This is a genomic window from Parabacteroides chinchillae (genome assembly GCF_900108035.1).
Lineage (GTDB): Bacteria > Bacteroidota > Bacteroidia > Bacteroidales > Tannerellaceae > Parabacteroides > Parabacteroides chinchillae.
Map to the genome: position 1 here is coordinate 33,780 of NZ_FNVS01000005.1, position 16,263 is coordinate 50,042.

Sequence of the window (16,263 nt, forward strand, 5' to 3'; positions counted from 1 at the left end):
TCACGCCGCAAATATCAATAATATTTTCCATTGAAACAACAAAGCAGAATAAAGAGTTTTTCCTACATTTGTTTGATCAGACTTATTAATATCTAAATAACTATATCATGAAATCAACAGATATTTCACGCCGCCTATTTTTGAAACAAACACTTGCTCTTTCGGCAACCGCCGTTATTCCTTCTATTTGGACGCCGGCTAAAGGACGCACGTTGCCAACTTCTCCGTTTGTCAGTGCAAACGACCGAGTCAACATTGCCTTTATCGGCATAGGCAACCGGGGAGGAGAGATTGCAAAAGAACTATACAATACCGGCCTCTGTAACGTTGTAGCCCTATGCGACGTAGACATGGGCGCTCCGCATACGCAGGAAATCATCTCCATGTTTCCGGATGCACCCCGTTTTCAGGACTTCCGGAAGATGTTCGACAAAATGGCGGATAAAATTGATGCCGTCACGGTAGGTGTGCCCGACCATGCCCATTTCCCCATCACCATCGAGGCCATGGCACACGGCAAGCATGTATATGTAGAGAAACCGATGGCACGCACCTTCAACGAAGTGGAGCTGATGATGAAGGCCGAAAAGAGGTTCGGAGTAGTAACCCAGATGGGAAACCAGGGACATTCCGAAGCTAACTACTTCCAGTTTAAAGCCTGGCAGGAAGCCGGCATTATCAAAGATGTAACAGCCATCACCGCCCACATGAACAATCCGCGCCGCTGGCATGGATGGGACCCGAAAATAACCCACTTTCCGGTAGCCGAACCCATCCCCTCTACGCTGGACTGGGATACCTGGCTTGGTGTAGTAAAACATCACGACTACAATCACGATTTTCATTTGGGACAATGGCGTTGCTGGTATGATTTCGGCATGGGCGCTTTGGGAGACTGGGGAGCACATATTCTGGACACAGCCCACCAGTTCCTCGATCTGGGGTTACCCACGGAGATCAACCCAATCTACCTCAAAGACCACAACCCGTTCTTCTTCCCCATGTCGTCTACCATCCTGTTCAAGTTTCCAGAGAGAGGAACCATGCCGGCCGTAGATGTCACCTGGTACGACGGACTGGACAATATACCGGCCGTACCCGAAGGATATGGCGTATCGGAACTCGACCCGAATATTCCCACCGTGGCAGGAGGAAAAATACAGCCTGCCAAATTGAATCCGGGTAAAGAAATTTACACAAAAACACTCACATTCAAGGGAGGCTCACACAGCAGCACCCTTTCCATTATACCGGAGGAAAAGGCAAAAGAGATGGAACCCCGGTTGCCGGAAGTACCGCAAAGCCCTTCCAACCATTACGCAAACTTCTTACTGGCTTGCCAGGGAAAAGAGAAAACGCGTTCGCCATTCTCTGTTGCAGGTCCGTTAAGCCAAGTCTTTTGCTTAGGCGTACTTAGCCAGCAACTAGGAGAAAAGCTGATATTTGACAGAGAAACCAAACAAATCAGCAATAACAAGTTAGCCAATCAAATGCTGGTAGGTGAACCTCCACGAAAAGGTTGGGAAGAATATTACAAAATAAGTTAGCCTACCAAACAAAGGTGGCTTGCAAGATTTAAAATCATCGGGATGTTTTAGAAAAATGATCCCGATGATTTTCTAAAAACACCCTGATGATTTTTTGAAAGGACCAGGGAAAGCCGTATTCGACAAGCTGCCCGACATTGCCAATGTCAGCAAGATACAGTCAATATCAAACCATTTTATAATTTAAGGACAGCCCCGAAGATGGTGGCAGAAGGTGACAAAGTGAAGAATATCTAATCAATTTAAAGGATACTAAAAAAAGACCGGAAGAGGTGCCTCTCTCCCGGTCTTACACACAATCCAAATCCTTGAAAAGTACTTATTACTTGCCTTTAACAGGAAGCCAAACTTTATATGCATCTCCCTCCGTACGGTTTCCTACCGCATAATACGGAATGGCAGACACGGCAATCTCCTTCTCATCCTTATCGAATGCTTTGCCTTCTATCACATTAATCCCGCTCAAAAGGTCGCTGCGATAGTTCAAAGACATAGGAGATCGGGTATCAAACCTGATATCTTTCAGGTCTGTATTATCGCAACCCTCCAGACAATACACCAGCGGACCCGAAGCAAGGGCTACCATACTATTCAGGTCGGTAACAGATCCATCGGCAGTGATGATACGGGGTTGCATCGGCAACGACAGTTCTACCTTATCGCCTTTAGCCCATTTACGATTGATCTCAGCATAGCCTTTTACAACGTTCATTTGCACCGGCTCGCCGTTCACCTTCAGTTCTGCAGGAGAGTTTACATCTGACTTATAAAGTCCATAGGGATTCTCGACGCCTTGTGCCCATCCGGGTATGCGTACACGCAATGCGAAATCGGCCGGCTTAGCCGGATCTACCGTCAGCGTAACAGATCCGTCCCACGGATATCGCGTTTCTTGCTTAACGGCTACAGACAGGTTTTTGCTAAGGTTAACGGTAGCTTCACTGCCGATAAACAGATTCACAGAGATTGTGTTGCCCTGATGTGAATAGATAAAGCCGGGAACGGCCGAAACCATCTTCAGGAACATGGGCGGGCAGCAGGGACATTCGTGCCACTCCCAGCGTGCATGCTTTTCGGCATTCAGGGGGTTCTGATACGTATAATGATCGCCGGACAGAGAAATTCCGGTCAATACGTTATTGTAGAGGGAACGCTCGAACTCATCCATATACTTACCATCTCCGGTGAGTTCGTTCATACGCTGGCTAAAGAAGCCTGCACCAACAGCAGCACATGTTTCCAAATAAGCATCCGTTGGTAAATAATAGTCGGGGCCGAATTTTTCGTCGAAATGAACGGCTCCAACACCACCGGTTACGAACATACGCTTACCCACCATGTTATCCCACAAACGGGTTACGGCAGCAATATAATCAGGGTTCTTATTTTCCAGAGCAGCGGCAGCAACACCTGTTGTAAAGAGGGTGGCACGAACGGCGTGTCCTTCTATTGTTTGTTGCTGGAACAGGGGAAGAGAATCTTGCGCATAGTCGCCGAAAGAAGGGCGCGAATGATTGCCGAACTGAAGATCGGCATATTTATTATCGCGGATCCACTGCTCGGCAACCGGATTACCCCAAGTCAGCCACAAAGGCTGTCCGCAGTTATGGCCACGGTTCTCGATCCAGAACGTAGCCAAATCAAAATAGGCTTGTTCGTTTACCGGAACACTTACTTTTTGTTTAAGGTCCGGATTATTCTTGTATAACCAATACAGTTTAACAAGCGGTTCTTCCGAACCGGAATGAGCCGGAACAATGTTCTTTTTAGGATACGGCCCCATGTAATCGCACATATGGTTGGCAAAGCGGGTAGCCACTTCCAGTAATTTAGTCTTACCTGTAGCATTATAATAATGCACACCTGCCTCAACAAGCATACCGGCATTATATACATCATGCTGCCAACGGAGCATACCGCCGTTTTCACCCCAGCGATGATTGTCTTCCATCAGCTGGGTATAAGTGTTGATAAAGCCGTCGGGGTCGGAGGCCTGTGCCTTGGCAATAAGGTCGATATAACCGTCCACACGCTGTTCGAGAGCCTGATTAGACTGTTGGGCAATAAGGTCGGAAACGCCACGGATCGTCTCATATACCAAACCGTCAAACCATGGCATACCGGCATGGTCTCCCACATTACGCTCGCCATTAGCCACACGGTCGAAGTTTTCGAACGTATTGTGCATCTTCTTAGGGTCCGGGTTATGAAGGTGTTTGCCTTCAAACTTGTCGAACACATCGTTGGTGGTAACCTTATTCCACTGTTCAAATTTAGGTTTCCAGAAAGCATCCTGAACCTTTACCTGATTTACTTCCAGAAAATGAATACCTGTATCCGTATTCTCCTGCTCGCCCGGAGAGCAAGCAACGGCTCCCAACAGAAGGCAAGCCGGTAATGTGAGTGCATGTAGTTTCATATATCCTGTTATTTATTATTTCACTCCGAATTTATATACGCAAATATGTTTATACTGTTCCCCCGGTTTCAATACGGTAGAAGGGAAGTTCGGATGATTCGGACTATCGGGGAAATGTTGTGTTTCCAAAGCCAGCGAAGCCCTGTAATTGTACTTTTGTCCGCGTTTGCCAATCATCGAACCGTCAAAGAAGTTGCCTCCATAGAACTGGATGCCCGGCTCGGTAGTCCAAACTTCCATATATCTGCCCGAAACGGGTTCGTGAACGGAAGCAGCCAGTTCCAATTCGTTGGCTGTCTTGCGCTTTAGTACCCAGTTATGGTCATATCCATGTCCGAAGGCAAGTTGCTCGAAATTGTTGTCTACCCGCTCACCGATAGGGGTTGCCTTGCGAAAATCCATCGGGGTATCAGTTACATCAGTCAGTTCTCCGGTAGGAATCAGCACATTATTCACCGGTGTAAATTTATCTGCATTAAGCATCAATACATGGTCGTTGATCGTACCGTTGCCTGCGCCATGCAGATTAAAGAAAGAATGATGCGTGAGGTTGATTACGGTATTCTTGTCGGTGGTAGCCTCGTGCGTGATAACAAATTCGTTGTCATTGGAAAGGTGGTAGGTCATCTTCACCTTCATGGTTCCAGGATAGCCCTGCTCGCCATCTTTGGACACATAAGACAGCACCAATGTCTGGGGGTTTGTTTGATCCGCATCCCATACTACCATGTCGAAACCTTTGTCGCCACCATGCAGACTGTTAGGCTTATCATTAATAGGGAGCTGATAATCTTTACCGTCCAGCGTAAACTGTCCCTTATCGATACGGTTGCCGTAGCGGCCGATCGTTGCACCGAGGAAACGTTCGCCCTTGTAGTTCGCGTAAGCGTTTACATTGTCGTGTCCCAGCACAATGTCTGCAAACTGTCCGTTCTTGTCGGGAGCCCATATCTCCACAACCCGGCCTCCGAAGTTGGTAACGGCAATCTCTACCCCGTTTTTATTTGTCAGATAATATAAGTCGGTCTGTTTACCGTCTACCTTTGCCTGAAAGTCTGCCCTGCCCAACCTGGAGTGGCGGGCTTGTCCGTCTTGTATACCCATCATAGATAAAAGAATTAAGAATAATATTTGTTTCATGTTTTCCTGATTAAAGATTATTACTTTGTTACATATCGCATCTTACAACCAAAGATCCCTCCGGCTATATTGCCGGGAAGCGCTTGGAGTTTCACAGTAACCTTTTCTCTCCCCCGGGTAAGCACTTCGGGAAGAAGATAAGGATGATCAATAAACAAATCAAATGTTTCGGTGCGGAGGCTTTGCTCTGCTATCTTGGTGTCACCCACCCATATCTCAAACTGGCGGTTGCCGCCATCGGTGCTATGATAGGTCAAAACCAGCTCCATCGGTTTGTCGGGAAGTACTTTCAGGTCGTATGAGAACCATCCGTCCTGTGCATCGCGCCAGCCGCCCGATTTGTCGGCCCGCGTATTCTCTCCCCGAAGGTTATGAGCAGCCTCCGACTTTTCCTGTCCGATCAGCACCTCATCTACCACGCGCAGTTCCTCCTGCAGGCTGGATACGATCTTTTCGCCGTTCCGAGGTAGCCAGACTTTCATTTCGCCGGCTCCGCGATAAGCCCGGGCATAGTAGGGAATAAAAGTAATACGGGTATCCTCAGACTGTATTTCTTTCCCTCCTGCCTTAGCGGTATACTTCTTTCCGGCAGCTATAATCGTATAAATACCATTCATCAGGTCGGGACGCTTTTTCACTTCATACGAAGTCTTTCCGGGCAGCGACAGATTACGGACTTCGCCATTATTATCGACAAATTCTGCACAATAAACCAGCGGACCCCGTTCTACGGCAACAAGTCCATTATTTGTCTTAACGGCATCATTGGTTATAACCTGACGCGGTTCCATTGGAAAGGAGACGGTTACTCTATCGCCTTTTTTCCATTTATTTGTAATGATGGCATAGCCTTTTTCCTGCTGGTACTTGTATGGCTTACCATTCAAGAATATCTGCACATTGCCCTTCTGCTTTCCAACGAAGCTATACAGGTCGGAAGGAACAACACTTTCTTTGGCCCATCCCGGAATACGTATTTTCAGATCAAAGGAATTTGTTTCTACCGGATTCACCGTGATAGCCACATCACCACTCCAGGGATAATCGGTTTGCTGTTCAAGCAATACCTTACGGCCATTAAACTGTACCTCACCCGAACCGCTTACAAAAAGATTGGCATAAATAGATTTATCGTCTACCGCATAGATATATCCCGGAACGGCGGGGATAAACCGGGACAAGTTGGTAGGACAACAAGAGCAATCAAACCACAGGCTGCGTTCCTGTCCGTTTTTATTTGTCTCCAACACATTCGGATAAAAGAACATATCACCACTTATGGATATACCGCTCAAAACAGTATTGTAGAGCGAACGTTCCAGTACATCTATATATTTGGCATCGCCGTGAAGCTTAAACATGCGGAGATTGAACATGCAGTTGGCAATAGAAGCGCAGGTTTCGCAATAGGCAGTTGCATTAGGCAGTTCATAGTTCTTGCCGAAAGCCTCGTTATTGGCTGTCGATCCCAATCCTCCGGTCAGGTACATCTTCTTGCCTACTATGTTGCTCCAGATAGAATCGATAGCGTTCAGATAGGCCTTATCCTGCATGTGCAAGGCTATGTCGGCCATCCCGGAATAAAGGTAGAGGGCACGTACGGCATGTCCCACAGCCTCGCGCTGTTCGGTAACAGGCAGATGATCCTGCCAATACATACCGTTTTTACGTATATCGGCCGAGGTTTTATCAAAAACTTTATGCCCGCGGCTTTCAAGGAAATAACGGCATTGTTTGAGGTATTTCTCATCACCGGTTGCTTCATAAAGCCTCACAAGAGCCATTTCGATAACTTCATGTCCCGGGGCTATCTTCAGACCTCCCTCACGGAATACACTGCAAATCAGGTCGGCATTCTTAATGGCCACATCCAGCAAAGAGCGTTTGCCGGTTGCATAGTAATAAGCTATGGCAGCTTCATAAAGTTCGCCGGCATTAAATGTCTCATGACTCAAATTCCAATCCTGAACCCATCTCTCCTTTCCAACCCACGGGTGGAGCGGATTATTGATGGTATGGTTCGTGAAGAGGTAGCCATCCGGTTCCTGCGCCGAAGCTATAATAGCAATAATGCTATCCATATATGCTTCCAGTTCCGGATCTTTCTTTACAGTCAACAGGTAAGAAGCTCCTTCGGCTATTTTATATACCTCGGCATCATCAAAAGGAAAGGCCGATTGGTATTTTCCTTGCTTCAAACCGCCGGCTATAGCGAAATTATCTATATATCCGGCCTTTTCACTACGTTTGAAAGCGTATGGAATTGTTTTTGTACGGATTGTATCGATCCGGGGTGCCCAGAAGTTATCCGTACAATGTACAGAGGTAAAAGGGACTTCATGTATTTTACTTTTCCCTTCATTTGCGGCATACCCACTGAAAACAGAGAGCAGGGTAATGACAAGGATTGTTATTGTCTTTTTCATGATTATATGAAGTTATGTAAGTTCTTTCTGAATCTGTTCGAGCGACTTATTACGTGTCTCCGGCAACTTAATGGCAAACACAAGGCTTCCCAGGGCAATAACCGAGAAGAATCCGAAAATATAAGTCCCCCCTATGGAGAGGAAAATCGGGAAGAACCACGACAACAGAGCCGACCATACCCAATGCGTCATACTTCCGAACACCTGTCCTTTAGCACGCACACTATTAGGAAACACTTCCGAGATTACCACCCAGATAGTAGCACCCAATGATACAGCAAAGAAAGCAATGTACCCCATCAAGCTCAACATCATATAGTAGCCTTCAAACTTCTCAAGATAGAACCCTCTGGCTACAAGAAACAACGACAAGAACATGCCGATAGATCCAAAACCTATCAATTTTTTTCGCCCTACTTTATCTATCAACAGCATGCCGATCATTGTAAACGTCAGGTTAGTCAGCCCGATAACAATGGACTGCATCATCGCACCTTCACGGAATACACCAGACAATTCAAATATACGCGGAGCATAATAAAGGATCGCATTGATGCCTGTAAGCTGGTTGAAAGAAGAGATAAGAAAGGCTATCAATACGGGATAAAAGTATTTCTTCTGGAAAAGATTTTCGCCGACAACTTCCGTATCTTCAAGGGATTCTTCAATAGATTTCACTTCTCTATCCACATCCGGTTCGCCAATCTTACGAAGCACCATGCGGGCTTTATCCACAAGGTTTTGTTTGATAAGCCAGCGGGGACTTTCGGGTACGGTCATTAACAGCAACCCGAACAGAAGGGCCGGAATGGCTTCTATGCCAAGCATCCATTGCCAGTCGTGAGGTATACCTACAATATTATAATTCGCAACGTATGCTATCACAATGCCCAATACGATATTAAACTGGAAGAAAGCTACAAAACGTCCTCTCCAGTGTGAAGGAGATACTTCGGCAATATACATAGGTCCTACAACAGAAGAGGCTCCCACTGCAAGTCCACCCATAAAGCGGAAAAACATAAACGAATACCAGTTCACAATAACAGCACTGCCTATAGCCGAAACGAGGTAAAGGTACGCAATCACAATAAGTGACCAACGGCGTCCGTATTTCTCGGCAGGTTTACCGCAGATCAAAGCACCGATAATAGTACCGATCAGCGCCGTAGCAATTGTGAAGCCGTGGGCAAAATCCGAAAGGTTGTAGACGGCCTGGATTGACTTCTCGGCTCCCGAAATAACCGCCGTATCAAATCCGAATAAAAGGCCGCCCAACGATGCTACAAAAGCGATGTAAAACATAAAACCTTTCACTGTAGTTTTCATAATAATATAGAGTTTAAAGATTAAAGTCCAAATTCAATCCGGTTGATTACATGATCCTGGTAACATTCGTCCAGCTCCACAAAATAACCGCTCCATCCCCAGACACGGACAATCAGGTTGCGATAGTTCTCCGGATGCTTCTTTGCATCCAACAGTTTCTCCTTGCACACAGTATTCAACTGGAGTTGATGACCGCCTAAAGTAATAAAAGTTCTGACAAGCATACCCAGCTTGGCCACACTTTCATCGTTGCGGAATACAGATTGATCGAATTCCAGGGTGAGAGGTCCACCGTTAACCACATTCTTTAAATCGGGCTTTGCAAACGATTTAATAACGGATAACGGCCCCTTTTGCTTAATATACAAGCTGGGAGAATAATTAGCCGGAATTTTCTCATCGGCACTTCTACCGTCGGGAGTAGCTCCCAACTCCGTTGCATGGAATATATAGTACATAGCTGTTCCGGTTCCGGCGCGGTAAACGCCTCCTTTCTCATTGATCCGGCCTTGCAGTGCCCGATCGAAAGAGTTTAGAAGGTCTCTGGCAATCAAATCGACATAGTCGTCGTCCTGCCCCATCTTGGGAGCTTCTTTACGAAGCAACTCCTGCAGTTCTTTTTCTTCTTTGAAGTTATGGGTAAGCGCATTCATCCAAGCACTATAATCCACCTTCTGCTCCTCATAATAATATTTTTTGATGGCAGCCAATGAATCGGCAGCCGTAGCTATACCTGTTCCATGGATTCCGTAATTATTATATTTGCCGCCTTCAGATATATCTTTTGCCCGCTCAATAGTTCCGTCCATAAGTAATGACATCATAGGAGCCGGAATCATATAAATGTTATGATGCTTTTTACACATCGCATCCAACCGGTTTGCCATTTCTTTTTCTATCAAACTGTAGAAAGAGGCATAATCCGGACAGTCTTTCAGTTGTTCCATGCAATCTCTTACACACTCTATTAAAGACAAAGCGTCAATATTAGGTATGTCCATAGCTACTCCGGGAATAATAAACTCCCAGCAGGCCGCCACTACATAATTATAGGCGTCTTCTTCAGCATATCCTTTCCGGATCAGGCCGGGGATAACAACATCGTCATTACTGTATTGCGGGAAACCCAACCCTATCTTGGTAAGTTGTGAACCCAGTTCGTAAATTTCGGCAGGAGTATCTCTGTCTACGCGGATATTGATTTTAGGATCGATCAGTTCCAGTTCGTAGCTTGCCTGCAAACACATACGGGAGAGTTCGTTAAACAGGTATTCACCCGTCATGCTTCTTCCGCCCAACACCATGCTCTGCCCATTGTCTCCTTGCTGCATGCCCGGATACAGATCGCTGTCTTTATTACATACCAGGAAGAACTCTTCCAACAGATCAAATGCGTCTTCTTTCGTTAACACACCGTTCTCAATATCCCGGATATAATACGGATACATATACTGGTCGAAACGGCCTAACGTATTATGATAATTGCCGGCCTCCCAAATAGAAAAATGAAGAATACGCAGCAATTGAAGGGCTTCGCGGAAACTGGTAGCGCCGTTACACTTAATAGCCTGCAAAGTCGTCGCAATCTCTGTTTCTCCAACCGACAACGCATATTGCGCATACTTTTCGATACAATCCTGAAGAGACACAAGACTGCTATAGGCAGAAAGCAGAAATTCTTTTTGATCCTTTGTCAGGCCGGCATCTTCCAGTCTTTTGCTTATTTCTTCCTTTCGGGCTTCAAGGCCGTATGTTAATGTATAGGCATAATCGGGAGAAATATTGCAAACATATCCCTTCTCATGTATATAATGACTCGTTTTAATAGCATCCCATTCCTCTTTTGTAAACACTTCGGGCACTTCTGTAACCGTACGTGTAAAGACTATCTTTTCTCCCGGTAAGATAACAGGCTGTTCTTTCTCAAGCATAGCAGAGAAGCAGGCGGCAGAACGCTTTACCGGAGAAAATCCGCTTGCCTTATATTCGTCACTCAGGTTTTGTATTCCCAACTCACCGGGAGTTCTGCGAAACTGATGGTGCTTCTTGTCCAGTAAATACTCCCGTAGATTTTTTATTCTTTCATTCATAAGACTATCGTATTTATATTATTATCTTCAAAGACATTATAAACTCGTGGAGGTATTTCCGGATCAAACGGAGGATTATATTCTTTGCCTATCATGGAATACTTGGCACCGGCCATTTTATGGTAACGGAGTATTTCTACTCTTTGTAATGACTTTGCATCCCTGATTATATCCAGAACAGCAAGCATATTTTCTTTTGTATCGTTTATTCCCGGAATCAGGGGTATGCGTATAACAAAGTCTTTACCGGAGGAGCACAAACATTCCAGATTTTTACGTATTAACTGGTTATCCACCCCCGTATATTTCTTATGTATCGCAGGATCTGTATGTTTGACATCAAACAACACTAAATCCAGTAAAGGAAGAACTTCACGAAAAACCTCCTCCGAAGCGAAGCCACTTGTTTCAATTGCCGTATGTATTTCAGGCTTTATCTTACGGAGTACATTCAGCAAGAAACCGTATTGCAACAAAGGCTCTCCTCCCGTAAAAGTGACCCCGCCTTTATTTAATGAATAAATTTCTTTATTCTTCAAAAGCCGGCTTGCCAGTTCATCTGCAGTAATCCGATAACCACATACAGTTGTTTCATCCTTCTTCATCATATACTGTGGCTCAGGAGAGATTCCTTCCGGATTATGGCACCACACGCAATGCAACGGACAGCCTTTCAGAAAAACGGTAGTCCGGATACCTGGCCCGTCATTGACGGCAAACTCTTCAATGCTAAAGATTGTTCCTTGTTGTATGGAGTTCAAACTATTCATGCTATATCAGATTGGTATTAGACTTAACACCGCAAATATAGAGAATAATATTCCAACTGATACGAACTGGTACGATGTTTTTATCATGTTATTAAACATAGACCAGCTCGTACCAGTTAGCAAGGTTTCCACACTCAAGTTTAAGGATTCGGAGCTGCTCTATTTATACCTCATAATCATAACTACGTTTTTTTCAATTCATAATTATAATTTTCAAAAACCATAGTTATGGTTATTTTTACAACCGGATAACCTTATATCCGTTAAAGCTATTCATTGCTTAACAAACTTCATAACAACATATGAATGAGAAGGAAATTCATAATCCATTTTGTTATCTCCCAAAAGATTTCATGATTCACATCCTCAATGCAAGCTCCGTAAAGATATGCAGGGATCTCATTCATAACTTTGGAAGCATCTACAGTAATCTTAGAATTTTGAGCAAATACCTCACATGGAATGTTTGTCTATCTTCATGGTATCATAATAAATGGTTTTCAATACAATTGGGTCATCGCAACAAATATAAACAAATCATTCACACTGGTACGAACTAGTCTATTATTTTTGTCTGTGTTATTAAACATAGACCAGCTCGTACCAGCCAGAACTAATTAACCATATCTTTGTACAATAAAATAAGAGAAATGAGAGTTAACGAATCAAAGTACAAGTTAGTGGTAAACCACGTTATAGAAGGTATTAATAACGGAACATATAAAAAAGGAGATTGGATTCCTTCTATAAATGAATTCAGGAAAAATTATACCTTATCCAGAGATACCGTTTTTGCCGGATTAAGCGAACTAAAGTCAAAAGGTATAATCGATTCCAATCCCGGAATAGGTTATTATGTGACAAGTACAAGAATAACCCAGAAACACAACATATTCCTATTGTTCAATGAACTTAATGAATTTAAAGAAGACCTGTATAACTCATTCATGGAGTCAATAGGAAAAGTTGCCACTGTAGATATCTATTTTCACAATTATAACAGGAAAGTATTCGAAACGCTTATTAACGAAGCAAACAATAAATATACTACTTATATCTTAATGCCCGGAAAATTTGCAGGCATCGATCCTTTACTCCAAAGCTTATCAGGTAATGTATTTTTACTAGATCATTTCCATTCGGAACTAAAAGGGAAATACTCTTCTGTTGCACAAAATTTTGAAAAAGACACGTACGAAGCACTTGTCCACGGTTTATCCCATATAAAGAAATATCACCATATAATTATGGTCCAGAAAGAAGAGAAAGAACCGGTTGAACGTTATATAGGACTCTGTTCGTTTTGTAAAGACTATAATTTCACGCACGAGTATATTGGTTCCATCAAGGACAGAAGCCTTAACGCAGGTGAAATCTACATGGTAGTAAACGATCGTGATCTGGTAGACCTGTTAAAACAGGCAACCAAACAAAACTTCATTCCCGGAAAAGACTTCGGTATCATATCTTATAATGACACTCCTTTAAAAGAGATTCTGGCAGGAGGTATCACTACGCTATCTACAGACTTTAAGCTTATGGGTCAAACAATGGCTTCCCTGGTTAATAAAAAAGGAATCGAAACCATTGAAAATCCATGGCAACTAAATTTAAGGAATTCATTATAACTGAGAATATCCAATACCATGAAATAAAGAAAAGGCGAATAATTTTGAATTATTCGCCTTTTCTTTATTTACACAAGCAGATAAAAACTCTACTCAGCTAACCATTTATTTATCTGCCTCAGTATTTTTTCTTTCATATCCTCCGGCATGTTACTTATACGGGCACGATGGCTTCCACCGGGCTGGATATAAATCTGTTCATTCTTTTTTCCTTTGAAAGAAGGAACGCGAGTTGCACTCCACGGGTCAACTTCACCATAAATGAATATCATCTTGGGATCATTTTCTTTCAGAAAGTTATATACCTTTTGATAAAGCCCGGGGCGGAATTCTATCGTTCCGGCACTTTCGGGCAGCATAATACGGCTTAAATAACCATCACTGTTCTTAATTGTCAGATACTTTTCAAATGGTTTCGTATCGTAGCCATAATAACCCAGTTCGCGAGCTGCTTGTACAAAGAAAGAGGTATTGGGTTGGTCTTTCGCAAAATAATCGGGACCGCTGATAGAAACCAGATGTTTAAACAGTGTCTCCGTATCTGTTGATAAGGGAGGGATAGTCTTTACGGAAGTTCCCCACTGCCAAAGGGCAAAAGGATATTCCAATACGCAATAATCCAGAACTTCCTCCACCGGTATGCGGAACTGCAAGTTATTTTCCTTACAGAACGATTCTAACATGGAAACAATCTCCATTTTACGTTTCAGCACCTCTATTTGGAAACTTTCTATTTTAGCACGTTCAGCTTTTGTTCCCACTTTACGAAGAAACGGCTCATGGCGCCCATCTTCTACTGCCCGGTTTAAAGGTGCAACATAAGGAACCGAAAAATCTACATCATCCGGAAAAAATGCACGATATAATATAGTAGTCTGACCGCCCTTGCTGATCCCTGTACTTATCCATTTCCCCGTATTATATAGCTCACGGAAAGTCTGGTTCACATGATGCAAATCATATGCCGAATTTTCGGCTGTCAGATAATCCCAGTTCAGCGGATCGGGGGTTGACTCAAGGAAATAACGATATTCCACAAATATCAGATTTGCATTCAGCAGCCGGGTTAATTCTTCTTGATAACGGGGATTCAGGGCATAGGCTGCACCATATCCTTCGGTAACAAGAACCGTAGGACGGTCAAAACCCACATGTCCTATAATTACGCGCTGAGTAAATGTTCCAAGTTCAGGATGTTTCGGATCTAGCGGTTGGGTAATACGTACCACATATTTTTCAGGATAGCAGTCCGATTTCAATTGTTCAACACTTTCAATGCCTTTCAGTGCTTCCAGTTTTCCTTTTAAATCTTCGGAAGCAGCCATTGTGACTGCCGAATAGCAAAACAGCAGTACCAGCAGATGGATCATTTTCTTCATGGATTTATTCTTTTAAGTATTTTATTGTGCGCAACAGACCTTCATATTTTGCCCTTTTCACAGCAGAATAAGCAAATATACAATTATATTCCTCTTTCGTCAGCATACGCAATTGTTCTTTATTAAGAGACAAAAATGCTTCGGTAGGACAAAACTGTTCCTCTTGCGTCGGGGTTGCAAAGCGGTTCCAGGGACAAACTTGCTGACAGGTATCGCAGCCATATAGACGATTGCCCAATCTGGCTGCCTGTTCCGGTGGTATTTCTCCTTTGTGTTCTATCGTCAAATAGGATAGGCATCGGGATGCATTCAGATGCCGTTCGGATTCCAACGCGCCGGTAGGGCAAAATTCGATACATCGGTTGCAGTTTCCACAACGGTTCTTTTGGGGCGTATCGTACTCATCGACTTCCAAAGTAGTAACAATCTCTCCGAGGAAGAAATAAGAGCCTTTGCCGGGAATAATCAGGTTGGTATTTTTTCCAATAAAACCAATGCCGGCCCTCCATGCCCAATAGCGTTCAAGGATAGGAGCCGAGTCGGTAAAAAATCGGGCTTCATGCGTTTTATCCAACGAAGATGTAATGCTTTCCCACAACAAGCGAAGTTTATTTTTCAGTACAATATGATAATCCTTTCCATAGGCATAATAGGCAATATGAGGCATATCCGGGGAAAGCTTTTTCCCTGGATAATAATTTAAGGCAACGGAAATAACGGAACAAGCTCCTTCTACTAATCCGGAAGGGTTGAAACGGATATCCCGGTAATTTTCCATATACTTCATTTCTCCGTGGCAGCCGTTTGCAATCCATTGATCCAGATAAACAATCTCGGTATCAGCAGGTTCCACACGGGCAATACCACACGCGCCGAATCCGTGTTTGCAGGCTAGTTCTTTTATTTTGGAAGAAACAAACATTTACTCAAAGACCTTAAACTCATAGCCCTGCTGCAGCAACCATTCGACGGCGCGAGGCATGGCTTCACGCATATTTCCTTCCGCTTTCAAAGAATCGTGGAAAACGATTACCGAGCCATTACGGGTATAGTTCTTCACTACATTGAAAACCCCGTTAGGCGTCATGTGCGGACTATAATCACGCGTAACTACATCCCACATAATTATTTTATAATGCTGGCGAAGCGTAAGTATCTGCGGCAAACGCATGTGCCCATGCGGAGGGCGGAACAAATCTGTTTTTATATACTCGGCCGCCTTTTTTACATTTGCCAGATAATTATTCGTCCAATATTGAATACCCTGGATATGGTTATACGTATGGTTCCCTACACGATGGCCTCTATCTATTACCATCTGATAGATATCCGAATATCTACGCACATTGTCTCCTACCATAAAAAAGGTGGCTTTTACCCCATATTTATCCAGTATATCTAAAACCCAAGGGGTAACCTCGGGAATAGGGCCATCGTCGAAGGTAAGATATACACACTTCTTCTCAGCCGGTATTCGCCAGATTACCCCGGGAAACAGAACCCTGTATAACCAGGGAGGTTGTTCTATAAACATA

At 43.9% G+C, this 16,263-nt stretch carries 11 protein-coding genes; 2 read left to right on the plus strand and 9 right to left on the minus strand.

Annotated elements, in window-relative coordinates; all coding sequences use genetic code 11:
* Positions 1-107: 107 nt before the first annotated feature.
* Positions 108-1,547, plus strand: a complete 1,440-nt coding sequence (locus C4S38_RS05040; protein WP_103982810.1) for a Gfo/Idh/MocA family oxidoreductase — start codon at positions 108-110, stop codon at positions 1,545-1,547.
* Between the two features lie 322 nt (positions 1,548-1,869).
* On the opposite strand, the gene C4S38_RS05045 is transcribed toward C4S38_RS05040, so the two are convergent.
* From C4S38_RS05045 to C4S38_RS05070, 6 genes are read right to left on the minus strand one after another with little or no spacing between them, the layout of a single operon-like run.
* Positions 1,870-3,966, minus strand: coding sequence for a glycoside hydrolase family 127 protein (locus C4S38_RS05045; protein WP_103982811.1), 2,097 nt, complete (start codon positions 3,964-3,966; stop codon positions 1,870-1,872).
* A gap of 15 nt (positions 3,967-3,981) precedes the next feature.
* Complete coding sequence (locus C4S38_RS05050) at positions 3,982-5,106, minus strand: aldose epimerase family protein (RefSeq protein ID WP_103982812.1); 1,125 nt, start codon at positions 5,104-5,106, stop codon at positions 3,982-3,984.
* 20 nt (positions 5,107-5,126) lie between these two features.
* A complete protein-coding gene (locus C4S38_RS05055) occupies positions 5,127-7,532 on the minus strand; it encodes a glycoside hydrolase family 127 protein (protein WP_103982813.1) in 2,406 nt (801 codons plus the stop codon).
* A gap of 12 nt (positions 7,533-7,544) precedes the next feature.
* Positions 7,545-8,861, minus strand: a complete 1,317-nt coding sequence (locus C4S38_RS05060) for a sugar porter family MFS transporter (RefSeq protein WP_099463994.1) — start codon at positions 8,859-8,861, stop codon at positions 7,545-7,547.
* Between the two features lie 20 nt (positions 8,862-8,881).
* On the minus strand, positions 8,882-10,951 hold the full coding sequence (locus tag C4S38_RS05065) for a pyruvate formate lyase family protein (RefSeq protein WP_099463995.1): 2,070 nt from the start codon (positions 10,949-10,951) through the stop codon (positions 8,882-8,884).
* The gene (locus C4S38_RS05070) at positions 10,948-11,721 is read right to left on the minus strand and encodes a glycyl-radical enzyme activating protein (RefSeq protein ID WP_199163397.1); all 774 of its coding nucleotides are present in this window, start codon (positions 11,719-11,721) and stop codon (positions 10,948-10,950) included. Before C4S38_RS05070 ends, C4S38_RS05065 begins: the two co-directional genes overlap by 4 nt.
* A 650-nt stretch (positions 11,722-12,371) precedes the next feature.
* Here C4S38_RS05070 and C4S38_RS05080 point away from each other — a divergent pair.
* A complete protein-coding gene (locus tag C4S38_RS05080; protein WP_103982814.1) occupies positions 12,372-13,349 on the plus strand; it encodes a GntR family transcriptional regulator in 978 nt (325 codons plus the stop codon).
* Between the two features lie 89 nt (positions 13,350-13,438).
* Here the strand turns inward: C4S38_RS05080 and C4S38_RS05085 are convergent, their stop codons facing one another.
* From C4S38_RS05085 to C4S38_RS05095, 3 genes are read right to left on the minus strand one after another with little or no spacing between them, the layout of a single operon-like run.
* Positions 13,439-14,728: a S28 family serine protease gene (locus tag C4S38_RS05085; protein ID WP_103982815.1), complete on the minus strand. Its 1,290-nt coding sequence runs from the start codon at positions 14,726-14,728 to the stop codon at positions 13,439-13,441.
* Positions 14,729-14,732: 4 nt separating this feature from the next.
* The gene (gene queG, locus C4S38_RS05090) at positions 14,733-15,650 is read right to left on the minus strand and encodes a tRNA epoxyqueuosine(34) reductase QueG (protein ID WP_103982816.1); all 918 of its coding nucleotides are present in this window, start codon (positions 15,648-15,650) and stop codon (positions 14,733-14,735) included.
* The gene (locus C4S38_RS05095; RefSeq protein ID WP_099464001.1) at positions 15,651-16,262 is read right to left on the minus strand and encodes a polysaccharide deacetylase family protein; all 612 of its coding nucleotides are present in this window, start codon (positions 16,260-16,262) and stop codon (positions 15,651-15,653) included.
* Position 16,263: the final 1 nt, after the last annotated feature.